The 23461-nt window shown below is 67.3% G+C and carries 22 protein-coding genes; 8 read left to right on the top strand and 14 right to left on the bottom strand.

Annotated elements, in window-relative coordinates; genetic code table 11:
- Positions 1-28: 28 nt before the first annotated feature.
- From LGM42_RS24475 to glpD, 3 genes are all read right to left on the bottom strand, one after another.
- Positions 29-745 (bottom strand): MIP/aquaporin family protein, encoded by a 717-nt coding sequence (locus tag LGM42_RS24475; protein WP_011546148.1) that lies wholly within the window; start codon positions 743-745, stop codon positions 29-31.
- Positions 746-826: 81 nt separating this feature from the next.
- A complete protein-coding gene (gene glpK / locus LGM42_RS24480) occupies positions 827-2329 on the bottom strand; it encodes a glycerol kinase GlpK (protein ID WP_059578659.1) in 1503 nt (500 codons plus the stop codon).
- A 110-nt stretch (positions 2330-2439) separates the two neighbouring features.
- On the bottom strand, positions 2440-3963 hold the full coding sequence (gene glpD, locus LGM42_RS24485) for a glycerol-3-phosphate dehydrogenase (protein WP_059643008.1): 1524 nt from the start codon (positions 3961-3963) through the stop codon (positions 2440-2442).
- Positions 3964-4125: 162 nt separating this feature from the next.
- Between glpD and LGM42_RS24490 the strand changes: the two genes are divergently transcribed.
- Entirely contained in the window at positions 4126-4494 is a 369-nt protein-coding gene (locus tag LGM42_RS24490) for a hypothetical protein (RefSeq protein WP_226233465.1), read from the top strand.
- A 90-nt stretch (positions 4495-4584) separates the two neighbouring features.
- Here the strand turns inward: LGM42_RS24490 and LGM42_RS24495 are convergent, their stop codons facing one another.
- Together LGM42_RS24495 and LGM42_RS24500 are read right to left on the bottom strand one after the other, a co-directional pair.
- Positions 4585-4782: a hypothetical protein gene (locus LGM42_RS24495; protein WP_006477892.1), complete on the bottom strand. Its 198-nt coding sequence runs from the start codon at positions 4780-4782 to the stop codon at positions 4585-4587.
- Positions 4783-5083: 301 nt separating this feature from the next.
- Positions 5084-5863 (bottom strand): DeoR/GlpR family DNA-binding transcription regulator, encoded by a 780-nt coding sequence (locus tag LGM42_RS24500; protein WP_034208319.1) that lies wholly within the window; start codon positions 5861-5863, stop codon positions 5084-5086.
- A 213-nt stretch (positions 5864-6076) separates the two neighbouring features.
- Here LGM42_RS24500 and LGM42_RS24505 point away from each other — a divergent pair, with 213 nt between their 5' ends.
- The 3 genes from LGM42_RS24505 to LGM42_RS24515 all read left to right on the top strand — a co-directional run bounded on the left by LGM42_RS24505 (position 6077) and on the right by LGM42_RS24515 (position 9448).
- Positions 6077-7717, top strand: coding sequence for a gamma-glutamyltransferase family protein (locus LGM42_RS24505; RefSeq protein ID WP_226233467.1), 1641 nt, complete (start codon positions 6077-6079; stop codon positions 7715-7717).
- A 326-nt stretch (positions 7718-8043) separates the two neighbouring features.
- Positions 8044-8871, top strand: a complete 828-nt coding sequence (locus tag LGM42_RS24510) for a ferritin-like domain-containing protein (protein WP_011546143.1) — start codon at positions 8044-8046, stop codon at positions 8869-8871.
- Between the two features lie 70 nt (positions 8872-8941).
- A complete protein-coding gene (locus LGM42_RS24515; RefSeq protein ID WP_059578652.1) occupies positions 8942-9448 on the top strand; it encodes a hypothetical protein in 507 nt (168 codons plus the stop codon).
- Here the strand turns inward: LGM42_RS24515 and LGM42_RS24520 are convergent.
- The 3 genes from LGM42_RS24520 to LGM42_RS24530 all read right to left on the bottom strand — a co-directional run bounded on the left by LGM42_RS24520 (position 9442) and on the right by LGM42_RS24530 (position 13101).
- Positions 9442-10881, bottom strand: coding sequence for a DEAD/DEAH box helicase (locus tag LGM42_RS24520; RefSeq protein WP_059578649.1), 1440 nt, complete (start codon positions 10879-10881; stop codon positions 9442-9444). The two genes, LGM42_RS24515 and LGM42_RS24520, sit on opposite strands and share 7 nt — an antisense overlap.
- Positions 10882-11018: 137 nt before the next feature.
- The gene (locus tag LGM42_RS24525; protein ID WP_059578646.1) at positions 11019-12317 is read right to left on the bottom strand and encodes a c-type cytochrome; all 1299 of its coding nucleotides are present in this window, start codon (positions 12315-12317) and stop codon (positions 11019-11021) included.
- A gap of 19 nt (positions 12318-12336) precedes the next feature.
- Entirely contained in the window at positions 12337-13101 is a 765-nt protein-coding gene (locus LGM42_RS24530; protein ID WP_006477898.1) for a c-type cytochrome, read from the bottom strand.
- 378 nt (positions 13102-13479) lie between these two features.
- Here LGM42_RS24530 and LGM42_RS24535 point away from each other — a divergent pair, with 378 nt between their 5' ends.
- A complete protein-coding gene (locus tag LGM42_RS24535) occupies positions 13480-14412 on the top strand; it encodes a CopD family protein (protein WP_226233469.1) in 933 nt (310 codons plus the stop codon).
- Positions 14413-14547: 135 nt separating this feature from the next.
- Here LGM42_RS24535 and dgoD read toward each other — a convergent pair whose 3' ends face one another.
- A complete protein-coding gene (gene dgoD / locus LGM42_RS24540) occupies positions 14548-15696 on the bottom strand; it encodes a galactonate dehydratase (RefSeq protein ID WP_059643016.1) in 1149 nt (382 codons plus the stop codon).
- A gap of 146 nt (positions 15697-15842) precedes the next feature.
- On the opposite strand from dgoD, the gene LGM42_RS24545 reads away from it, so the two are divergent.
- Positions 15843-16526, top strand: coding sequence for a FadR/GntR family transcriptional regulator (locus LGM42_RS24545; protein ID WP_226233497.1), 684 nt, complete (start codon positions 15843-15845; stop codon positions 16524-16526).
- A gap of 34 nt (positions 16527-16560) precedes the next feature.
- Here the strand turns inward: LGM42_RS24545 and LGM42_RS24550 are convergent, their stop codons facing one another.
- The gene (locus LGM42_RS24550; RefSeq protein WP_059578642.1) at positions 16561-16806 is read right to left on the bottom strand and encodes a DUF1272 domain-containing protein; all 246 of its coding nucleotides are present in this window, start codon (positions 16804-16806) and stop codon (positions 16561-16563) included.
- Positions 16807-16947: 141 nt separating this feature from the next.
- Here LGM42_RS24550 and LGM42_RS24555 point away from each other — a divergent pair, with 141 nt between their 5' ends.
- Complete coding sequence (locus LGM42_RS24555) at positions 16948-17295, top strand: GFA family protein (RefSeq protein ID WP_060315044.1); 348 nt, start codon at positions 16948-16950, stop codon at positions 17293-17295.
- Between the two features lie 39 nt (positions 17296-17334).
- Here LGM42_RS24555 and LGM42_RS24560 read toward each other — a convergent pair whose 3' ends face one another.
- Together LGM42_RS24560 and LGM42_RS24565 are read right to left on the bottom strand one after the other, a co-directional pair.
- The gene (locus tag LGM42_RS24560; RefSeq protein WP_226233471.1) at positions 17335-20442 is read right to left on the bottom strand and encodes a transglycosylase domain-containing protein; all 3108 of its coding nucleotides are present in this window, start codon (positions 20440-20442) and stop codon (positions 17335-17337) included.
- Between the two features lie 242 nt (positions 20443-20684).
- Positions 20685-21572 carry a LysR family transcriptional regulator gene (locus LGM42_RS24565; RefSeq protein ID WP_060315051.1) on the bottom strand — a complete coding sequence of 296 codons (888 nt, stop codon included), beginning with the start codon at positions 21570-21572 and terminating at the stop codon, positions 20685-20687.
- Between the two features lie 456 nt (positions 21573-22028).
- Between LGM42_RS24565 and LGM42_RS24570 the strand changes: the two genes are divergently transcribed.
- Positions 22029-22313, top strand: coding sequence for a PAAR domain-containing protein (locus tag LGM42_RS24570; RefSeq protein ID WP_059578632.1), 285 nt, complete (start codon positions 22029-22031; stop codon positions 22311-22313).
- 58 nt (positions 22314-22371) lie between these two features.
- Here the strand turns inward: LGM42_RS24570 and LGM42_RS24575 are convergent, their stop codons facing one another.
- Together LGM42_RS24575 and LGM42_RS24580 are read right to left on the bottom strand one after the other, a co-directional pair.
- On the bottom strand, positions 22372-22683 hold the full coding sequence (locus LGM42_RS24575; RefSeq protein ID WP_059578629.1) for a cupin: 312 nt from the start codon (positions 22681-22683) through the stop codon (positions 22372-22374).
- 59 nt (positions 22684-22742) lie between these two features.
- Positions 22743-23426: a DJ-1/PfpI family protein gene (locus tag LGM42_RS24580; RefSeq protein ID WP_226233474.1), complete on the bottom strand. Its 684-nt coding sequence runs from the start codon at positions 23424-23426 to the stop codon at positions 22743-22745.
- Between the last annotated feature and the right edge of the window lie 35 nt (positions 23427-23461).

Genomic DNA, 23461 nt, shown 5'->3' on the forward strand with positions numbered 1-23461 from the left:
AACGCCGCGCGCTTCGTTCAAACCGCGATCAGGCCATCGCGTGCAGGCGCAGATACAGCCCGGCTGCCGCGGCGCCGCCGAGCAGCGGGCCGACGACGGGCACCCAGGCATAGCGCCAGTCGCTGTCGCGCTTGCCGGGAATCGGCAGCAGCGCATGCATGATGCGCGGCGACAGGTCGCGCGCGGGGCTCATCGCATAGCCGGTCGGGCCGCCGAGCGAGATGCCGATGCCGAGCACCAGCAGGCCGACGGGCAGCGCGTCGAGTGCGCCGAGGCCGACCTGCGGCGACGCGAGATACAGCACGCCGAGGATCAGCACGAACGTGCAGATCGCTTCGGTCAGCACGTTGTGCGTGGTGCTGCGGATCGCGGGCGCCGTGCAGAACACCGCGAGCTTCAGGTCCGCATCGGCTTCCTTCGCGAAGTGCTGGCGATACGCGAGCCACACGAGCAGCGCGCCCGCCATCCCGCCGAGCATCTGCGCGAGCACGTAGCCGCCCACTTTCGACCATGCGAACTTGCCCGCGAGCGCGAGGCTGATCGTGACGATCGGGTTCAGGTGCGCGCCGCTGAACGACGCGGTCACGTAGACCGCGACGAATACCGCCATCGCCCAGCCCATCACGATCACGATCAGGTCCGCGCCTTTGCCCTTGGTCTTGGCAAGCAGCACGTTCGCGACCGCGCCGTTGCCGAGCAGCACGAGGATCGCCGTGCCGATGAATTCCGCAATATAAGGTGACATGGTTGTCTCTCGTATGTCACGGCGGACTCGCGCATCGCGCGGTCCGCCGGTGTTGTTGTATTTCGTCTGGATTGATTCGGGTTACTGGGCGTCGTCGGCCCATGCCTTCGCGGCGCGTACCGCACGCTGCCAGCCGGCCATGCGCTGCTCGACCTGCTCCTTCGGCATCGACGGGGCGAAGCGGCGATCGAGCTGCCACTGGTCGCGTACTTCGTCGAGGTTCTTCCAGTAGCCGATCGCGAGGCCCGCGAGGTAGGCCGCGCCGAGCGCGGTCGTCTCGGTGATCTGCGGACGCACCGCGTCGACGCCGAGCAGGTCGGCCTGGAACTGCATCAGCAGATCGTTCGCGCTCGCGCCGCCGTCCACGCGCAGCTCGCCGATGCTGATGCCGGAATCGGCTTCCATTGCGGCCAGCACGTCGAGCGACTGGTACGCGATCGCATCGAGCGCCGCGCGGGCGAGATGGGCGGCGCTCGTGCCGCGCGTGACGCCGAACACGGAGCCGCGCGCCCGCGCGTTCCAGTGCGGCGCGCCGAGGCCGGCGAACGCAGGTACGAGATACACGCCGTCGGTATGCGGCACGCTGGCGGCGAGCGCTTCGATTTCCGCGGCCGTCTTGATGAGGCCGACCCCGTCGCGCAGCCACTGCACGACCGCGCCCGCGATGAAGATGCTGCCTTCGAGCGCGTACTGCACGTCGTCGCCGATCTGCCACGCGATCGTCGTGACGAGGTTGTTCTTCGACTCGATCGGCTTGTCGCCGGTGTTCATCATCAGGAAGCAGCCGGTGCCGTAGGTGTTCTTCACCATGCCCGACGTCGTGCACATCTGGCCGAACAGCGCCGCGTGCTGGTCGCCGGCGATGCCCGCGAGCGGGATCTTCGATGCGAACACGGTGGTCTTCGTGTGGCCGTAGATCTCCGACGACGCCTTCACTTCCGGCAGCATGCTGCGCGGGATGTCGAGCAGTTCGAGCAGCTCGTTGTCCCACTCGCGCGTATGGATGTTGAACAGCATCGTGCGCGACGCGTTGGTCACGTCGGTCACGTGCAGCTCATGCTTCGTGAAGTTCCACACGAGCCAGCTGTCGACGGTGCCGAACGCGAGCTTGCCCTGGCGCGCCTTGTCGCGCGCGCCCGGCACGTTGTCGAGGATCCAGCGGATCTTCGTCGCGGAGAAGTACGAGTCGATCGGCAGGCCGGTCTTCGCGCGCACCTTCGCTTCGAGGCCCTGCTTTTTCAGCGAGTCGCAGAAGTCGGCGGTACGGCGATCCTGCCACACGATCGCGTTGTAGACGGGCTGGCCCGTCTCGCGATCCCAGACGATCGTCGTTTCGCGCTGGTTGGTGATGCCGATCGCCGCGATCGACGTGCCGTTCAGGCCCGTGCGCGTGACGGCTTCCGCGGCGACGCCGGCTTGCGTCGACCAGATTTCCTGCGGGTCGTGCTCGACCCAGCCGGGTTGCGGGTAGATCTGTTCGAATTCCTTCTGGGCGATTGATACGATATTGCCCTGGCGATCGAACAGCATCGCGCGGGAACTCGTGGTGCCCTGGTCAAGCGCGAGGATGTACTGGTCCTGCATGTCTCTCATCTCCATCCGTGGATTGGCTTAGTTGTGATGCGCGCCGCATGGGGCGGCGCGTCGGTGAATCAACGTCGGTCAGGCAACTGCAACTGCAATTTGCGTTCGAGTCACGCGTGCGGCGCATGCGCGGCGGCGAACCACGCGTCGACCGCGGCGGTCACGGCATCGAGCGTGCCGGGCGCGACATGCAGGCCGAGCTTCGAGCGGCGCCACAGCACGTCCTGCGCGCAGGTCGCCCATTCGGCGTCGCGCAGGTAGCGCAGCTCGGCGTCGTGGATGCCCGGCGCGATTTCGGCGCCGAGATCGGCGAGCGACTTCGCGCCTTCCACCACGCGTTCCGCACGCGTGCCGTACGCACGCGCATAGCGGCGCGCGAGCGCGGCGGGCAGCCACGGGTGACGTTTCGCGAACGCGCCGGCGAACACGTCGAACTTCGCGTCCGCGATGTCGCCGCCCGGCAGCGCGACGCCGGCCGTCCAGCGCTTCGCGTCGCGGCCGAGCGCGCGGCACAGCATGTCGCCGGCTTCTTCCGCGAGCTTGCGGAACGTCGTGATCTTGCCGCCGAACACCGACAGCAGCGGGGCGCCCGCGCCGTCGTCGAGTTCGAGGCGATAGTCGCGCGTGACGGCCGACGCGTTCGCCGCGTTCTCGTCCTCCAGCAGCGGACGCACGCCCGAATAGGTCCAGTGCACGTCGGCCGGCGAGATCTTGCGCTTGAAGTAGCGGTTGATCGAATCGCACAGATACTGCGTCTCGTCGCGATCGATCGCGACCTTCGCGGGATCGTTCGTGTACTCGACGTCGGTCGTGCCGATCAGCGTGAAATCGTGCTCGTACGGAATCGCGAAGATGATCCGCTTGTCCGGGTTCTGGAAGATGTACGCGTGATCGTGATCGAACAGGCGGCGCGTGATGATGTGGCTGCCCTTCACGAGCCGCACGCTGTGATGCGCGCCGCGGCCGAGCGCGCCGTGCAGCACGTCGCCGACCCACGGGCCGGCCGCGTTCGCGATCGCGCGCGCATGCACGACGCGGATCGAGCCGTCGGCGTGCTGCAGCCGCGCTTCCCACTCGTCGCCGCGGCGCTCGGCGGAAACGAGCTTCGTGCGCGTCAGGATCTCGGCGCCGCGCTCCTTCGCATCCATCGCGTTCAGCACGACGAGGCGCGCGTCGTCGACCCAGCCGTCGGAATACACGAAGCCGCGCTTGATCGAGTCGATCAGCGGCGCGCCGGCCGCATGGCGGCGCATGTCGATGCCGCGCGAGCCGGGCAGCAGTTCGCGTTTCGCGAGGTGATCGTAGAGGAACAGGCCGATGCGGATCAGCCACGCCGGGCGCAGGTTCGGCATGTGCGGCATCACGAAGCGCAGCGGCCACATGATGTGCGGCGCCGCGCGCAGCAGCGTCTCGCGCTCCTGCAGCGCCTTGCGCACCAGCCCGAACTCGTTGTACTCGAGGTAACGCAGGCCGCCGTGAATCAGCTTGGTGCTGGACGACGACGTGTGCGACGCGAGGTCGTCCTGTTCGCAGAGCATGACCGACAGGCCGCGGCCGGCCGCATCGCGCGCGATCCCCGCGCCGTTGATGCCGCCGCCGACGACGAGCAGATCGTAGCGATTCGGTTGGGTCACCTGCTGTCCTTATCGTCTGTTGAAATGGGGTGAACACGAAATGTTCGAATTCGAAATTTAACGAACGAAATCGAAAAAGTAAAGTTCGAAAAAGCGGGGCCAGTAGCGTGCGACGCGATCCCGGACGATACTGACGGAATCGACCGTTTCGCGAGGTGAATCATGCGTATTGGGATGTGGGCCGGCGTGTGCGCCGTCCTTCTGGCGGGATGCGGCGCGGGGACGCCGCCGCTCGCGGGCAACTGGCGGGCGCCGTCGTTCGTCGACCTGCAGACGTCGTGCGGCGGCGCGGCGCGCGACTGGGGCGCGGACGCGCAGCCGGTGTACTCGACGCTGTACGACGCGTACGTCGCGAAACGGTATCGCGGGCTGAGCGAAGCGAACTATTGTGCGTTCGTAAACGAACTTTCGACCCACTATGCGGCGCCCGACGCGGCGGCACGCGCCGGCTGGATCGCGTATTTCAACGGCGCACGCGCGCAGGCCATCAGCTGGCGGGCGGCGGTCGATCCGACGCTGCGCGGCGGCTGAAGCCGGCGGCGGCGACGGGCAGGCGGGAGGCAGAACGACCGCGCGGCCGGAATCCGGCCGCGCGATCAGGTGAGGTCGGGAACAGCGGGCTTACGAATAGCGGTACTTGATGGATCGCAGCGCGGCGTCGCCGGTCTCGGTCACGCAGTATTTGCGCCCCGAGCCGAGCCCTTCCAGGCGGACGAGTTGTTGTTCGAGCAGGATGTCCAGTTCATCCCGATCCATGTCGCGCTGATCAGGCGCGTCCTTTACAAGCAAGAGCGTGGCGAATTCATGCGGACTCAGCATCGTTCTCTCCATGGCAATCGGACTGCCCGCGCGGCCGGCGTATACGCCGCCGCGCGATACCCCGCGAGGGTATGGCTTGGGGGGAAAAGCTGCATTCGCCGGCCTGCGATTCGCACCGCCCTGGCACAGGCGGATCGGCGAACGGGCCGGGGAACTGGAGTCTAGTCGAGCGCGCGGGCAACGACAAATCGCGCCCCGTTAATTTTCCGTTTGACAGAAACGCATGCCACAAGCGGTTCGCGCGCGGCGCCAACTTCTTGATTTCACTTGAAGTTTCAGGTGCGGTGCAGCATCGCGATCGTCATTCCGCGACGTACACCTGGGTGCCGGCGGCGGCGACCGTGTCGGCCATGTCGGGCGGCAGCGGCTTGTCGGTGAAGAGCGCGTGCACCTGGCTCAGATGGCCCTGGCGCACCAGCGCCGGGCGGCCGACCTTCGAATGGTCGGTCACGAGGTAGACCGTGCGCGCATGCTGCATGATCGCCTCGGCGACGCGCACCTCTCGCGTGTCGAAATCGCGCAGCGTGCCGTCGGCCTCGATCGCCGACGTGCCGATGATCGCGTAGTCGACCTTGAACTGGCGGATGAAGTCGATCGCGAGCTCGCCGACGATGCCCTTGTCCCACGGCCGCACGATGCCGCCCGTGATCAGCACTTCGCAGTCGGGGTAGCCACTCATCATCGACGCGACGTTCAGGTTGTTGGTGATCACGTGCAGCCCGTGATGGCGGTTCAGCGCGCGCGCGACTTCCTCGGTCGTCGTGCCGAGATTGATGAACAGCGACGCCTGGTCGGGGATGTGCGACGCCGCGAGCGCCGCGATGCGCCGCTTCTCGTCGTGGAACATCCGCTGGCGCGCCGTGTACGACACGTTCTCCGAACTGGTCGGCAGGCTCGCGCCGCCGTGGTAGCGGCGCAGCAGGTTCAGGTCGGCGAGCCAGTTCACGTCGCGGCGGATCGTCTGCGGCGTCACCGCGAAGTGCGCGGCGAGATCGTCGACGGTCACGAAGCCGTCGCGCTGCACCCATTCGAGCAATTCCTGCTGGCGCGCGTTGAGGGTGAGGCGGGGATCTCGGGTCATGGCTCGATGGTCGTGTCGTGAGACGGAGCGGGTATTGTAAGGGCGGCAACGGCGTTCGGCCGGCCTGCCGGGCGTCGGTGTGCATGATTCATGCGGAAATGACATGGATTCATGTGACAAATGAATTTGTGCGATCGTGCCGATCGCGCTGCAATGGCGGATGGCCCGCACGTGCGGGCGCGCGTTCATCCCGTTTTCGACAAGGTGGCATCGATGACTGACTTCAACTGGCACAACCCGTATCCGACAACCCGCATCCCGGTGTTCGCGCGCAACGTCGTGTCGACGTCGCACCCGCTGGCCGCGCAGGCCGGGTTGCGGATGCTGTGGAAGGGCGGTAACGCGGTGGACGCGGCGCTGGCCGCGGCCGCCGCGATCACCGTCGTCGAGCCGGTGTCGTGCGGGCTCGGCGGCGATGCGTTCGCGCTCGTGTGGGACGGCGAACGACTGTCGGGACTCAATGCATCGGGCGTCGCGCCGGCCGCATGGAACGTCGACTACTTCCGCCAGCGCCACGGCGAGGACGCGCGCGGCATCGCGAACAAGCCGACGCGCGGCTGGGACACCGTCACCGTGCCGGGCGTGATCGCGGGCTGGGAAGCGCTGCACGCAAAGTTCGGTTCGCTGCCGTTCGCGGACCTGCTCGAGCCGGCGATCGAGATCGCGGAGCGCGGCTATTCGGTGCCACCGATCGTCGCGCACAAGTGGGCGGCGGCCGTTCCCGAACTGCGGGGCCTGCCGGGTTTCGCGGACACCTTCATGCCGCGCGGCCGCGCGCCGCTCGTCGGCGAACGCGTATGCCTGCCCGGTCATGCGCAGACGCTGCGCACGCTCGCGACGGAAGGCGCCCGGGCGTTCTACGAAGGCGCGCTCGCCGAGCGTCTCGCCGCGTTCGCGCGCGAGGGCGGCGGGGCGCTGACCGAAGCCGACCTGCGCGCGTACCGGCCGGAATGGGTCGAGCCGATCGGCAAGCGCTTCGGCCCCCACACGATTCACGAGATTCCGCCGAACGGACAGGGCATCGCCGCGCTGATCGCGCTCGGCATCGCCGAGCACGCGGGCGTGACCGAATGGCCGGTCGACTCGGTCGATTCGCAGCACCTGCAGATCGAGGCGATGAAGCTCGCGTTCGCCGATGTCTATCGCTACGTCGCCGATCCACGCGCGATGGACGTCACGCCCGAACAGATGCTCGACGACGCCTATCTCGCCGAACGCGCGAAACTGATCGATCGCGCGCGCGCGACGCACTTCGCCGCCGGCCGCCCGCATTCGGGCGGCACGATCTACCTGTCGGCGGCCGACGAGCGCGGGATGATGGTGAGCTTCATCCAGTCGAACTACATGGGCTTCGGCTCGGGGCTCGTCGTGCCCGGTACGGGCATTGCGCTGCAGAACCGCGGGCACGGCTTCTCGATGGACCCGGCTTCGCCGAACGTCGTCGCGGGCGGCAAGCGGCCGTTCCACACGATCATCCCGGCGTTCGTCACCGAGCAGGCCAACGGCCGCACCGAGGCCGTGATGAGCTTCGGCGTGATGGGCGGCGACATGCAGCCGCAAGGCCATCTGCAGACCGTCGTGCGAATGCTCGGCTATGGCCAGCAGCCGCAGGCCGCATGTTGCGCGCCGCGCTGGAAGGTCAACCGCGACTTCACGCTCGACGTCGAGGCGACGATGAACCGCGCGACCGTCGACGGGCTGGCCGCCCGCGGCCATACGATCAAGTCGATCGACGATCCGTACATGGATTTCGGTTCGGGGCAGTTCGTCTGGCGCCTCGATCCCGACGATCCGGAGCGCGGCTACGTGGCCGCGAGCGACAGCCGGCGCGACGGGCTGGCGGCCGGTTTCTGACGGATCGCTTCCAGCTTTCCTTGCAGTTTCCCGGCATCACGGGCGGCCCGGCGGCCGCCCGTTTCATTTGGCGCGGCGCATGTCCATCGAACGCGCGCAACCGGTTTGAAGGTCTCATCTAACGAACGGCAACGGACGCCGTGGAACTGCGCCTGTCGGGTATGGTCAGTGCTTTGGAGCACGAACATGAAAGTCCGGCTAAGATGCCAGAATGGTTCGGCCGGACCGACTCACTATAAACGCAAGTAAAACGCCGCCGCGGATCGGCTGGCGCCTGTGCCCCAGGCATGGGCCGGCCTCCGCGCGACGACTGGGAGCGCACCACCATGGACACCAAAACGACGCATGTGATGCCGTGGCGTATCGAGGACATCGACCTGAACCGGATCGATCGTCAGCGTGCCGCTGCGAACGAGGATTTGCTGCTGCTGCTGTGCGCGTCGTCGTTCATCGAAAGCGGCTCGGATCTCTATACGAGCAATCTGAGCGAATTCTTCAATGACGATCCGGAAGTCTCCGCATGGCTCAACAATGCATGGGAGCCCGAAGAATTGCAGCACGGCCGCGCGCTGAAGGCGTATATCGCGCACGTGTGGCCCGAGTTCGACTGGGATACGGCCTTCGCGAATTTCTTCGCCGAGTATTCGAAGACCTGCTCGGTCGAGGCGTTCGAAAAAACCCGCGCGCTCGAAATGGTCGCACGCTGCGTCGTCGAGACGGGCACGGCCACGCTCTATCGCGCGATCAACGAATGCTCGGACGAGCCGGTGCTGAAGGAAATCACCGACAACATCCGCACGGACGAAGTGCGTCACTACAAGCACTTCTTCAAGTTCTTCAAGAAGTACAACCAGGTCGAAGGCAACGGCCGGCTCGCGGTCCTCGGGGCGCTGGCGCGCCGCGTGATGGAAATCAAGAACGAGGATTCCGAGATCGCGCTGCGCCACGTGTTCGCGATCCGCTATCCGGATCGCGTCGGCGACAGCCAATACAACCGCGAGCGCGCCGCACGCATCAATTCGCTCGTCCGGCGCAACCTGTCGGCCGACATGTGCGTGAAGATGCTGCTCAAGCCGCTCGACCTGCCCGCGAAGATCCAGCCGGGCGTCCACTATCCGCTCACGAAGATCACGCGGCACGTTTTCCTGCGCTGATCGCCGCGGCACGGCCCGTCGCGCGTATGCTGGTGCATTCTCATCCGATTCGCGCCCGGGCCACGCCATCATGACCGATACCCATCGCCACGCGCTCGAACAATGGACGTTCGACGCGTGGCCGCCCGCCGTCGTGTCGCTGTTCGACGGCACCGCGCTCGAGCGTCATGCCGACCTCGCCGCGTCGCTGATCGTCGCGACCGACGACGGCCAGTTGCGCACGACGCTCCTCGGCGTCGGCGAGATCTATGCACACGATGCACGCACGCTGCTGATCGCGCTCTGGCCGCAGTCGCGGGCGGCGCGCGCGATCGCGCAGCGGCGCACGGCCGCGTTGACGCTCGTCGCGGACGGCGCGTTCTTTCAGGCGCAACTGGAGATGGCGCCGCTCGAAGGAGACTTCGGCGGCCTGGCCGGATTCGCCGCGACGATCGCGCACGGCGATGCGCAGCGGGTCGGCTATGCGCGTCTCGCGACAGGCGTCACGTTCACGCTGGAAGGGGAGCGCGCCGCGGTGCTCGCACGCTGGCGACGCCAGATCGAGCACCTGCGGCGCGCGGCCGCGCGGCTTCAGTGACCGCGCTGGCCGCTGCGCGACGAACGGTTGCGGTTCGGATGCGCGGCGTTGCCGCTTGCCGGGCGCGCGCCGTTGCCGCCGCCTGCCGGACGTCCGCCGCCATTGCCGCCGGCCCCGCCTTGCGTGCGCGGCTTCGCGGCCTTCTGCTGCGCGGCCTTCGGTTGCGCGTTGCCGTCGCGCTTCGCGGCCGGCTGGCCTGAGCCGCCGGCACGCGGCTGACGATTGCCGCCGCCACCGCCACGCGGCTGCTGCTGGCCGCGGCGCTGCTGGATCGGCTCCGGTTTCGCGTTCGGATCGGGTTCGAAGCCCGCGATCACTTCCTGCGGAATCTCGCGCTTGATCAGCCGCTCGATGTCGCGCAGCAACTGCTTCTCGTCGACGCACACGAGCGACACGGCTTCGCCGGTCGCGCCCGCGCGGCCCGTGCGGCCGATCCGGTGCACGTAGTCTTCCGGCACGTTCGGCAGATCGAAGTTGACGACGTGCGGCAACTGGTCGATGTCGATCCCGCGCGCGGCGATATCGGTCGCGACGAGCACCTGCAGCGTGCTGTTCTTGAACTCGGCCAGCGCGCGCGTACGCGCCGACTGGCTCTTGTTGCCGTGGATCGCCATCGCGCTGATGCCGTCCTTCGTCAACTGCTCGGCAAGCCGGTTCGCGCCGTGCTTGGTGCGCGTGAACACGAGCACCTGGAACCAGTTGTGTTCGCGGATCAGGTGCGTGAGCAGTTCGCGCTTGCGGTCGCGGTCGACCGGGTGGATCTTCTGCGCGACGCTCTCGGCGGTCGTGTTGCGGCGGGCGACCTCGATCAGCGCGGGCGAGTCGAGCAGGCTGTCGGCGAGCGCCTTGATTTCATCGGAGAAGGTGGCCGAGAACAGCAGGTTCTGGCGCTGCGGCGGCAGCTTCGCGAGCACGCGCTTGATGTCGTGGATGAAGCCCATGTCGAGCATCCGGTCGGCTTCGTCGAGCACGAGGATGTCGAGATCCGACAGGTCGATGGTCTTCTGCTGCATGTGGTCGAGCAGGCGCCCCGGCGTCGCGACGACGATGTCGACGCCGCGCTTGAGCGCATCGATCTGCGGATTGATGCTGACGCCGCCGAACATCACGGTCGAGCGCAGCTTCAGGTACTTGCTGTACGCGCGCACGCTTTCCTCGACCTGGGCGGCGAGTTCGCGCGTCGGCGTGAGGATCAGCGCGCGCACCGCGCGCTTCGCGCCGCGGTGCTCGGCGTAGAACGTGTGCAGGCGTTGCAGGATCGGCAGCGTGAAGCCGGCGGTCTTGCCGGTGCCGGTTTGCGCGCCGGCGAGCAGGTCGCCGCCGCCGAGGACGGCCGGAATGGCCTGCTGCTGGATCGGAGTCGGCGACGTGTAGCCGAGCTCGTTGACCGCCTTGACCAGCGGTTCGGCCAGGCCGAGAGATTCGAAAGACATAGATACCACTCTTGAGTTTTATGATCGGCGATGCATCGCGCGGCCCGCGCGGCAAACCTGCATCGCAAAACAGCCAAAAAGCAAAAGGGCGCGGCCGCGGTTTCCCGCAGCCGCGCCCCGTTTGTGTGCGCCGCTTCTTAGTCGAGCGGCGCGGAACGCAGATCGCTCACCTGTTGCGGCGAGATCGGCGTACCGTTGTTACCCCATGACATCCGGATATACGTGACAACCGCCGCGACTTCCTGGTTCGACAGCGACTGCGCGAAGGGCGGCATCCCGTACGGACGCGGATTCTTGAACGTGCTCGGCGGGTAGCCGCCATTCAGCACCATGCGGATCGGGTTGACGGCCGATTCCATCATGATCGAGTGGTTGCCCGCGAGCGGCGGATAGGCCGGCGGCTTGCCCGCGCCGTTTTCGGCGTGGCAGGTCGCGCAGTTGTCCGCGTAGATCTTCTTGCCCTGTTCGAACAGCGCGTTGCCGAACTGCTTCGACGGCTCGTACTGCATGTTCTTCGGCGCTTCAGCCTTCTGCGGGATCGACTTCAGGTACGTCGACATCGCGCGCGTATCTTCGTCGGTCATGTACTGCAGGCTGTTGTGGACCACGTCCGCCATCGGCCCGAATACCGCGCCCTTCTGCGACACGCCGGCCTGCAGCAGGTCGGACAGCTCCTGCACGTGCCAGTCGCCGAGGCCGAGTTCCTTGTCGTTCGTCAGCGACGGCGCATACCAGTTCTGCAGCGGGATCAGGCCGCCGGCGAACGCCGACGAGTTCACCGGGCCGCCCATCATGTTGATCGACGTGTGGCACATCGAGCAGTGGCCGAGGCCTTCGACGAGATACGCGCCGCGGTTCCATTCGACGGACTTCGTCGGATCCGGCTTGTACTCGCCTTCCTTGAAGAACAGCGTGCGCCAGCCGATCAGCAGGTTGCGGTTGTTGAACGGGAACTTCAGTTCGTGCGGACGGCTCGGCACCGACACCGGCGGGACCGAACGCAGGTACGCGTAGATCGCGTCCGAATCGGCGCGCGTGACCTTCGTGTAGCTCGCGAACGGGAAGCCCGGGTACAGCAGGCTGCCGTCCTTCGAGCGACCCGTGTGCATCGCGCGATAGAAGTCGTCCGACGTCCACTTGCCGATACCGTTCTGGTCGTCCGGCGTGATGTTCGGCGTGTACATCGTGCCGAACGGCGTCGCCATCGGCAGGCCGCCCGCGAACGACTTGCCGCCGCGCACCGTGTGGCACGCGATACAGTCGCCGACGCGCGCGAGGTATTCGCCCTTCTTGATCAGCGCGGCCTGGTCGGCCGGCGTGGCCGCGACGGCGGCAGCGCCGTGCAGCGTGTCGTTGCCCGGCCACAGGACCGGCACGAGGGCGGCAGCCGCGACGATCGCGACGGCCGAGAGTGCAAACAGGGACTTGCGTTTCATTGTGTCTGTCTCCCTTGCCTTATTGCGGTTCGCTGCCGCAGGCGAGCGGAGTCTTCATCGAACGCGCCGGGGCCGGCACGGGGTTGGCGGGCGCCGGTTGCGCGGCGAGCCATGCGGTCACGGCCGTCACGTCTTCGTCGGAAAGCTTCGCGGCGATGTCGTGCATGCAATCGGGCGCCTTCGCGTGGCGGTTGCCCGAGCGCCATGCGCCGAGCTGGGCGCTCAGGTAATCGGCGTGCAGGCCGACGAGGCCCGGGATCGCCGGCTGCATGCCGGTCAGCCCCGCACCGTGGCAGGCCACGCAGGCCGGCAGCTTGCGGGCCGGGTCGCCCTGCGTGACGAGCTGCTTGCCGCGTGCGAGCGTCGCGGCCGGCAGCGTCGGCTTCGCCGGCGTCGGGTACGGCGGACGCTCGGCCGAGAAGTGCTCGGCGATTTCGCGCAGGTAGTCGTCGTTCAGGTACGTCAGCAGATAGTTCATCGGCGGGTACTTGCGCCGGCCGTCGCGGAAGTTGACGAGCTGGTTGTACAGGTACTCGGCCGGCTTGCCAGCAAGACGCGGGAAATAGTCGTTGTCCGTGCCCTGGCCGTGGACGCCGTGGCATGCGGTACAGCCGCGCACGCGCTCGGCCATGGTATCGGGTGCCTTGAGCGGCGCCTGCTGGGCGTGCGCTTGCTCCGTGGGCTTGGTCTGCGCTTGGGCAGCGCTCATAAGGCCCGCGCCGCCGATCATCAGAACGGCGAGCAGCGGACGGAAGAGGCGTCTTGAAGACACACGAGACTCCATGATTATTCGTCGGGGACCTTGTCCGGGCTACGATCGGCTCGGCGCATGGACGGCAGGACAGCCGGGCTGCTGCGACGCGGCATTCTATCATCGATGGGTAATGACGGCTATTTGACGAAAGGACATCGGTTCCTGTCCGTTTGCGACTTGCGACAATTTGACGCGCATTGCGCGACGGTCGAGTGAACCGGCGTGCGCTTTCACCCTCGAAGACCGTACACTCGCGGGTCGCGCGGCGCCGCCTCCGCCGCTGACCCAGTCATTTCTCCCGTTTCCGGATTCATCGATGACGTTTTCTACCGTGCCGTTGCCTGCCTCACGCTGTCCGTCCCGTTGCCGCCGCGCTGCCGGCCTGCCGCTTGCGGGAGGGTGCGCGCGATGAAGTTCGACAGCTTGTGGATCGGCCAGGTCGCGCTCGCGGCGCTGATGGATGCGGCGTTCGCGATGGCGGTCGGCTCGGCGCTGCTCAAGGCGTGGCTCGGCAAGGACGGCGCGCGGCCGGTCATCGCGCCGTCGCACCCGGCATGGCTGCGCGCGCAACATTCGCTGGCGGCGGCCGCGCTGGCGCTGGTGCTCGCCGATCTCGGCTGGCTCGTGTACGAGGCCGCGGCGATGAGCGGCGCGGGGCTCGGCGGCGCGTTCGCCGCGATTCCCGTCGTGCTGATGCAGACGCACACGGGCTTCGCATGGAGCGTCGCGTTCGCCGGCGCGGTGCTGCTCGCGATCGTCGCGCTCGCGAAGCCGGATGGCCCGCTCGCGCATGCGGTGCTGTGGTTCGCCGTGATCGTGGTGGCGGCCGGCAAGGCGTCGCTCGGCCATGCGGCCGACAGCGGCGTGCTGTCCGCGGCGGTCGGCGTGCAGACGCTGCACCTGCTGGCCACCGCCGTATGGGGCGGCCTCGTGCTCGCGGGCGGGCTCGCGGTGTTGCCGGCGCTCGGGACGTCGGTCGCGCGCGGCGCGCTGATCCGCATCGGCCAGCACTTGTCGCGCACGTCGATCGTCGCGGTCGTCTTCGTGCTCGGCACCGGCGCGCTCAACGCGATCCGCGGGCTCGGCGGCTCGCTCGCGCCGCTCGACGGCAGCACGTGGGGCCGCGTGTTGCTGCTGAAGCTGCTGCTCGTCGCGCTCGCGCTCGTGCTCGGCGGGCTCAACCGCTTCTCGGCGCTGCCGCGCCTGCGCCGCACCGCGTCGACCGAGGACGCGCACACGTTCCGCAACATCCTGCATCTCGAGGGGATGACGATGATCGGCGTGTTCGTCGCGGCGGCCGTGCTGTCGTTCAGCGTACCGGGCTTCGCGGCGCTCGGCTGACGGCCGGACGGCGCGGCGCCGGGCGCCCGCGCGCGCCGCGCGCGTGGCGCGGATGCAAGAACGGCCGCCTTGTCGGGGCGGCCGTGTCGAACGCGTGGCGCGGCACGCGTGCGTCGCTCTTATCTCACGCGTTCGTCACCACTCGGCGACGCTGCCGTCCGCGTGGCGCCACACCGGGTTGCGCCAGCGATGGCCCGTCTTCGCCATCTCGCGCACCTTCTCCTCGTTCACGTCGATGCCGAGCCCCGGGCCCTGCGGGATCGCGACGAAGCCGTCCTCGTAGCGGAACACTTCGGGGTTGCGCAGGTAGTCGAGCAGGTCGTTGCCCTGGTTGTAGTGGATGCCGAGGCTCTGTTCCTGGATGAACGCGTTGTAGCTGACCGCGTCGAGCTGCAGGCACGCGGCGAGCGCGATCGGCCCGAGCGGGCAGTGCAGCGCGAGCGCCACGTCGTAGCTTTCCGCGAGCGTCGCGATCTTGCGGCACTCGGTGATGCCGCCCGCGTGCGACGCGTCCGGCTGGATGATGTCGACGTAGCCGCCCGCGAGGATGTGCTTGAAGTCCCAGCGCGAGTACAGCCGCTCGCCGAGCGCGATCGGCGTGTTGGTCTGGTTGACGATGTCGCGCAGCGCCTCGGCGTTCTCCGACAGCACCGGCTCCTCGATGAACATCAGCTTGTACGGATCGAGTTCCTTCGCGAGCACCTTCGCCATCGGCTTGTGCACGCGGCCGTGGAAGTCCACGCCGATCCCGACGTGCGGACCGACCGCGTCGCGCACCGCCGCGACGTTCGCGATCACCTGCTCGACCTTGTCGTAGGTGTCGACGATCTGCAGCTCCTCGGAGCCGTTCATCTTCACGGCCTTGAAGCCGCGCTCGACGACCGCGCGCGCATTGTTCGCGACGTCGCTCGGCCGGTCGCCGCCGATCCACGAATACACCTTGATGCGCTCGCGCACCTGGCCGCCGAGCAACGCGTGCACCGGCACGCCGTGATGCTTGCCCTTGATGTCCCACAGCGCCTGGTCGACGCCCGCGATCGCGCTCATCATGATCGGGCCGCCGCGGTAGAAGCCCGCGCGGTACATCACCTGCCAGTGATCCTCGATCAGGAGCGGGTCGCGCCCGACGAGGTAGTCGGCCAGTTCCTGCACGGCGGCCTCGACCGTGTGCGCGCGGCCTTCGACGACCGGCTCGCCCCAGCCGACGATACCCTCGTCGGTTTCGATCTTGAGGAACAGCCAGCGCGGCGGGACGACGAAGGTTTCGAGGCGGGTGATTTTCACGATGCGAGTCTCCATGATTGACCGGCGCGACCGTTCGGGCGCGGCGCACGATCCGTGCTTTCGCGGTTATCCTAGCGTAGTCGAATAAAAAATAGTATTAATAGCATTAATGTGCAGATAGTGGGCAGCCCGCCCGACGGAGAACGATCATTCAACGCGACCTGCATGGACAGACGGCTTTCCGGCTCGCGACGGCGATCCTGCGCGGCGACTATCCGCCCGAATCGCTGCTGCCGAGGGAACCCGACCTGATGGAGATGTACGGCGTGAGCCGCACGGTGATGCGCGAGGCGCTGCGCACGCTGACGTCGAAGGGGCTCGTCGAATCGCGGCCGAAGGTCGGCACGCGCGTGCGGCCGCGCCAGGCGTGGAACCTGCTCGACGCCGACCTGCTCGACTGGTATGCGCGCGTCGCGCCGCCGCTCGCGTTCGCGCTGAAGCTGCAGGAAATGCGCGAGATGATCGAGCCGTACGCGGCCGCGCTCGCCGCCCGCGCGCATACGCCCGACGCGTTCGACGCGATCGAGGGCGCGGCGCGCGCGATGGCCGCCGCGCGCAACGTCGACGAATGGGTCCGCGCCGATCTGCGCTTTCACCTGAGCGTGCTGGAGGCCGGCGGCAACGAGCTGCTGGTGCCGCTCGGCGCGCTGATCGATCGCACGCTCGAGGCGCAACTGCAATTGAATGCGCGCCGGGCGGACGTGTACAACGCGTCGCTGGCCGAGCATACGGCCGTCAGCGACGCGATCCGCGTGCGCGACGAGAACGGCGCGCGCCGCGCGATGGCGACGCTGCTCGCGGTGACGCGTGCGCGGATCGAGATGTCGTGACGGAAGCGGGGCGGGCGGTGCCGTTGCGGTGCCGTCAGGCGTTCGCGCAGCCGCCCGGCTTGTGGATGCGTTCCGTCGACGGCGGGTACTTCGCGAGCAGGCTCGCTGGCCGCCGCGGCCGCGCGACCAGGTCGCCGCCGCAGTTCGGGCACTGGCCTTTGAGCACGTCGTCGGCGCACGTCGCGCAAAAAGTACATTCGAACGTACAGATGCGCGCGTCCGTCGAATCCGGCGGCAGATCCTTGTCGCAACATTCGCAGCCGGGGCGCAGTTCAAGCATGACGGTCTCCTTGACGGGTGAGGGGGCGCCGCACATTGCGTGCGGCGCATGCGAGCGCTACTGTACGCGTTTGGATCGGCCCGGCCAACGGTGTCCCGCCCGGGCGCCGGCGCTGCGCACGGGCTGCACCGGGAGACGACCATGCTTTATCGCGGAAGCTGTCATTGTGGAGACGTGACGTTCGAGGCGGAAGGCGACCTGCAGGGCGTGATGGCGTGCAACTGCTCGATCTGCCGGCGCAAGGGCGCGCTGATGTGGTTCGTGCCGCGCGACCACATGAAGCTGCTGACGCCCGACGAAAATCTCGCGACCTACCTGTTCAACAAGCACGTGATCCGGCATCGCTTCTGCAAGCGTTGCGGGATTCACGCGTTCGGCGAGGGTGTCGATCCGAAGGGCACCGCGATGGCCGCGATCAACGTGCGCTGCATCGACGGCGTCGATCTCGACGCGCTGCCCGTCACGCACTACGACGGCCGCTCGCGCTGAGCGGCGCGCTGGCGCAGGCGCCTGCGCGCCGCGATCGGATCAGGACGGTTGCACGGCCGCCGCGTTCGGCGCAGGCGTTTCCGCCTGCGGCGCCGGGCCCGCGGTGCGCGTGCCGGCGTCGGCCGGCCGTTCGATCAGCGGCGCGAGCGCCGGCGCCATCGACTTCAGCAGCTGCACGGCCATCGCGCTCGTGAAGTCGTAGCGCGCCGCATACGGCTCGTGCGCGGTCGCCGTCAGCACGCCGAAGAACCGGTCGCCGATCGCGAACACGAAGGTGCCGCTGCGGTTGACCTTGCGCGACTCGATCAGCCGCGCGCCGCGCGCATAGACGTTGAAGCGCTGGTCGCCCGTCCCCGTCTTGCCGTACACGTCGAGCGTCTTGCCGTCCGGCAGCGTGAACCCGCCCGCCAGGCGGCGCGCGGTGCCGTGGAGCACGACGTCGCGCAGCAGCGCGTGCGTCACGTTGACGATCTCCGGCGCCAGCATCGGCTGCGGCTGCGCGGCCGCGCGTACGAAGCGGGTTTCGTACGGCGTGCCCTTCGCGAAATCGAGCCGTGTGATCGTCTCGGTCGGCGCCTTCTGGCCGCCGTTCGCGATCAGGCCGATCAGTTTCGCGAGCGCGTCGGGCTGGTCGCCCGATGCGCCGATCGCGGCCGCATACGACGGCGTCACCTCCGCGAACGGATAGCCGAGCGCGCGCCACGACTTCGTGATCTCCGCGTACGCGCGCAGCTCGACCATGCGGCGGATGCGCCGGTCCTGCGTCGCGTGGTAGCGGGTCTTGTACAGCCACGAATACGTGTAGAAACGCGCATCGCGACTGTCGCGCTGAACGTCCGCGAGCGACGCGGCGGGATGCGCGCGCAGGTAGTTGAGCGTCCACAGCGCGAGCGGATGCACGCTCGCGATATAGCCGCGGTCGTTCAGGTTGAAGCGGTCGATCGCGTATTTCGCGTAGAGCGCGGCGAGATCGTCGTCGGACAGCGTCGCGGCCGGCGTGCCCTTCAGTTGCGCGCGCATCCGCGCGGCGAACCACGCGAGCGATTCGTTCGGCGCGACGCTGCGCAGCACCGTCGCGAGCTTCGGCGGCGACTTGCGTACGTCGCGCAGCATCAGCGCGAGCGCGTCGTCGGGCGCCTTGCCCGTATAGCGTGTGTAGTAGCGCTTCACGTAGACCTGGCTTTCTCCGTCGACGAACTGCTGCAGGTAGTGCTGGCGCTGGGCGGGATCGTTCAGCCACGACGACGACGGTCCGGCCGCCTGCAGCGTCTCGTAGTGGACGATGTCGCGCATCAGCCGCACGAACACGAGGTTCACCGAGTGCTCGAACGCCGTGTGCAGCGTCATGATGCGGCCGTTGTCCGACTTCTCGAAGTTCGAGAACACCTGCGCGCCGCCGCCCGTGTAGAACACGTCCGGGCTCGCCGAGTACTTGCGTTCGACGGACGCATCGAGCATCGCCTGCAGCGAGCGGTCGCGCGTATGCGACAGGTAGTCGAGCGCCCAGCGCGACAGCCCGTCGATCGGATCGGGCTTCACGCGCGCCAGCTCCGCATTCGACAGGTTCGCGTAGCGCGCATGCAGGTCGGAGACGATCTGCAGGTACGTGATCAACGTGCGCAGCTTCGCGGTCGAACCGAGGTTGATGCGGCCGCCGCGATTCACGTCGAACGGCTGGTTCACGCTGTCGGTCTGCACGCGCAGCAGGTTCGCGCCGTTGCGATGCTCGTACAGCGTGAAGCTGTACGTGAGGTGCGACGGGTCGTCCTTCGGCGCGAGCATCTCGAAGCCGTACAGGCCGGCCGCCTGCGCGCCGTCGCGGGTCGACGCCTGCGCGAGCCGCTGGGCGACCGCCTGCTGCACGCCGTTGTCGAGCGTGCTGGTCGCTTCCAGGTCGAGCTGATCGAGCTGGTACAGGTCGGTGATGCCGAGCGCCGACAGCAGCGACGCGCGCGCGGACGTGACGGCCTTGCGCGACACGAACGACTGCACGCGCGCGGCGGCCGGCGGCGCGCTGCGTTCGATCTGCGCGGCGAGCGCCGCATCGCGCAGCGCGGGCGAGATCACGCCGCCGTTCGACAGCAGCCGCAGATAGCTGTCGGTCAGCTTCTGCAGCGCCGGATAACCGCGATTCAGGAAGTACGACGGCGCGCGCTGCGCGATCAGCAACGACAACACCTCGCGGAACGTCTTGCCCTGCTGGTCGACGTTGTCGCCGGTCGTCGGCGCGGACAGGATGCGGTTCACGTCGTTGAAGTCGCGGCCGTACCACGCGGCGAGACCGTCGCCGATACCGGTGATTTCGCCCACGTGCGGCCGGGCGGCGAGCGGCACCGAATTCAGGTAGCGCACGACGATTGAGCGGCGCGCGAGCATCGTCTGCGGGCCGTTCAGGTACGCGAGGATCGACGCGGACGCGATCTGCCGCAGTTTCTCCGGCGGCGTCGCGGTACGGCCGTCGGGCGAGTGGCGGAACTTCTCGATCTGCGTCGCGAGCGTGCTGCCGCCCGGGCGCGCCTGGTGGTGGTTGACGACGTGCAGCGCCTGGTCGGCGAGCGCGCGGCTGAAGCGGCCCCAGTCGATCGCCGGGTTGCGGTTCGGCTGGTTCGGGTCGAGCAGGTAGCGATCCTCGATGAACATCAGCGAATCGACGACCACGCGCGGCACCGTGTCGAAATCGGCGTACACGCGCTGCGGGAACACGGTCGCGAACAGCGGCGAGCCGGTCGAGTCGAACAGCATCAGCCCGGTCTGGTCCTTCTCTTCGTAAGGCAGGAACAGGCCGTGATCGGCGAGCGCCAGCATCCGGTCGGAATCGCGCGCCTGCTTGCCGACGACGAAGCCGCGCGCGAGCAGCCGCTGCTGGAACGCGGGAATCATCGAATAGCCGAGGCGTTGATCGTACGGCCCGTTCGCGGGGAAACGGATGTGGTTGCTCGCGCCCGTTTCGACCGTGTAGCCGACGTCGCGGGTGAGCTCGGACAAATAGTGCGCCTGCAGGCGCGACGTCGCGATTTCGGTCATCACGAGCCTCACCACGACCGCGATCGCGATCACCAGCGCGGCCAGCAAGGACCACTTGATCCACGTCCAGACCGATGCAGCTCCGGTCACGCGCGGCAGGATGCGATTCAGCGGCCGATTCATGGCGGCGTCTCCCTGAAGGCGCGGGCTCCGGCCGCACCTCATTAAGGATTAGTGTAGTCCTCCGCAGCGGGCTGCCAAGGGTGGTTCACTACTGAGATGCAGCGGCGCAACACCCGTGCCCGCGCCGGGATCGTGCGCCGCGAGGCCGGGCCCGCGCGCGGGTGCGGCCTCGCGGTACACGTCGTCCCGCATCCGCGTTCGGAAGCCATCTGGCACCGAAAAGACCGTCGCGATCGCATCATTCAACTGACGAAATGTTCGACGAGGTGATCGATGAAAAGGCGGGATTTACGCGGAAAGTGCTTGCGGCTCGGGTATGCGACGTTCATCTGGAGCGCTTCGAGACGATAGTCGGCGAGCAGGGCCAGAAGCTGGCCATCATGAAGATCCGGTTCGGCGAGGAAGTCCGGCAGGACTGCGATGCCCATGCCGGCAAGCGCCCAGTTCCGGATCATGCCGAAGTTGTTCGACGACGCGGCCTTGTTCGGGCGCACCGTGACACGCGTCTGGTCGTGCTCGAACGTCAGGTAATCGCTCGCGAAGTCGGCATGGAACACCAGGCATGCATGCGTGGCGAGATCGTGCGGATGGGCCGGCGAGCCGTGCCGGCTGACATATCGCGGCGACGCGCAGACGACGCGTTGGAATTGCATGAGCGGGCGCTTCACCAACGTGCTGTTGCCGATGTGCTGCGACAGCAGCAGCCCGATATCGAAGCCTTCCGACACGAGGTCGACATGGCGGTCGACGATCGTGACTTCCGGCACGATGTTGGGATGGCGTGCCTTGAACGCGTCGATCGCGGGCGCGAGCACGTGCATGCCGAACATGACCGGCGCGGCGATCTTCAGCGAACCGATCGGTTCCTGGTGCATCGACGCGATCGTTTCCTCGACGCGGTCGATTTCCTCGATCACGTGACGCATCTGCGCCAGGTAGAGGTGGCCGGCGTCGGTCAGCGACAGGCTGCGGGTCGTGCGATTCAGCAGGCGCGCGCCGAGCCGGTTCTCGATGCTCATGATCATGCGGGTGGCCGACGAATTGGAGATGTTCAGTTCGGTCGCGGCGCGCACGAAACTTTGTAGTTCGGCAACCTTGACAAATAGTCGCATTGGAAGGAGTTCGTCCATTTTTTTTGCCTAGAATCAGAAATTGTTTATTTAATTCTATCTTCCAATTTGCTGTTCAGAGCGTCGGACGATGGAGGAAAAAAGTATTATGAAACGACAGGTTGATTTGATGGCTGGGAAGCCCGGAAAATATAGGGTTTAGGCGTTTTGGGAGCGCCAGTTTGCGTCCGGTTAAGGGTAATTTTCACAACCATTTTTAGTAATTGTACGAATGTTCATACGATTGTTTTTTCACGTATTTGAGATATCGGGCGATTCGATTTTATCGAGATAAAGTATTTCCGGCGTTTTCGCGCCATCGTGCCGACGCACGGCCGCGACGAAGCAGCGGATCGAACCGTCGCATGCAATCGTGTCCGGGTGATATGCTCGCGGGACGCCCGCGACCGACGGGCGGTTTCACGATGCCCGTGCACGGCTGCGTTGCGCGGCGTTTCCGAGGGAAGAACCGACATCATGAGCCGCAAATTCATTCTGAAGGGCGACACGACCGATCACGGCGGCGTCGTGCTCGAAGGGATCGCCAATTCGTCGTTCGACGGGCGCGAACTCGCGTATCTCGGCGCATCGGTGTTCTGTGCGGCGTGCAAGTCGCCGGGCGTGATCGTGTCGGACGGCGGCGAGCGCACGATGACCGTGATGGGCAAGGTCGTCGCGCTCGAACACGACCTGTGCCAGTGCCAGTGCACGCCGCAGCCGAAACTGATCGCATCGCAGGCAACCGGGACGATCTCGGGCTGAGTCCCGCCGCCCGCAGGCGCTCGTCGTTCGCGCGGCATCGCGGCGCCGATACCGGCCGTCAGGCGCTGCCTTCGGTCTCGATCACGAGGATGCGCGCGGCGCCAAGCGGATGCGCAACATGTTCGGTGCCGACCGTCGCGTGGAAGACGTCGCCCGTTTCGAGCACCGTCGCGTGCTCGACGCCTGCTTCGCGGTAGCGCATCTCGACGCGGCCATCGAGCACCGCGAACACCTCCTCGCCGTCGTTCACGTGCCAGCGATACGGCTGGTCGGTCCAGTGCAGCCGGACCGTGATGCCGTTCAGGTTCGCGATGTCGAGGGCGCCCCACGCGCGGTCCGCCGTGAATGCGGCGCTTCGGATGATGTTCATCGATGTGTTCCCCGGCGCGCGCGGGCGCCGCTTTCCAGTCATTTTCCCGACATCCGCCTTCAGCGCGACGTGGCGCGCAGCGCCTGCTCGACGATCTGCTTGCGCTTCGCGAAGCCGGCCGACGTACGTTCGGTGACGCGCGTCACGACCGCGGCCGGCGCGGTGTCGGGCGAGCCGGCGTCGAACGGCGGCGCGGGCGCATATTCGAGCTGAAGCTGGATCGCCTGCGCTTCTTCGTCGCCGACGAGCTCCGCGGCGATCGTCAGCGCGAAGTCGATGCCGGCCGTCACGCCGCCGCCCGTGACCAGGTTGCCGTCGCGCACGACGCGCTCGCGCACGGGTATCGCGCCCAGCGGTTCCAGCAGCGAGTGGAACCGCCAGTGCGTCGTCGCGCGTCGTCCGCGCAGCAGGCCGGCCACGCCGAGCAGCAGCGAGCCCGTGCAGACCGACGTCACGTAGCGCGCGGTGGCCGCACGCTGCTGCACGAACGCGATCGTTTCGGCATCGAGCAGCAATTCGTTGATGCCGATCCCGCCCGGGATGCAGATCACGTCGAGCGGCGGGCAGTCGTCGAACGTGCAGGTCGGCGCGAGCGCGAGGCCGCTGCTCGACGCGACCGAGTCGCGCGACTTCCACACCAGATGGACGGCTGCGTCCGGCAGTGACGCGAGCACGTCGTGCGGGCCGGTGAGGTCGAGTTGCTGGACGCCCGGAAAGACGAGAAGGCCGATGTGAAGTGTCATGCGAAGGCTCCGGAGGGGAAAGGGAACGCGCCGTT

The sequence above is a fragment of the Burkholderia sp. AU39826 genome (assembly GCF_020419965.1).
GTDB lineage: Bacteria > Pseudomonadota > Gammaproteobacteria > Burkholderiales > Burkholderiaceae > Burkholderia > Burkholderia semiarida.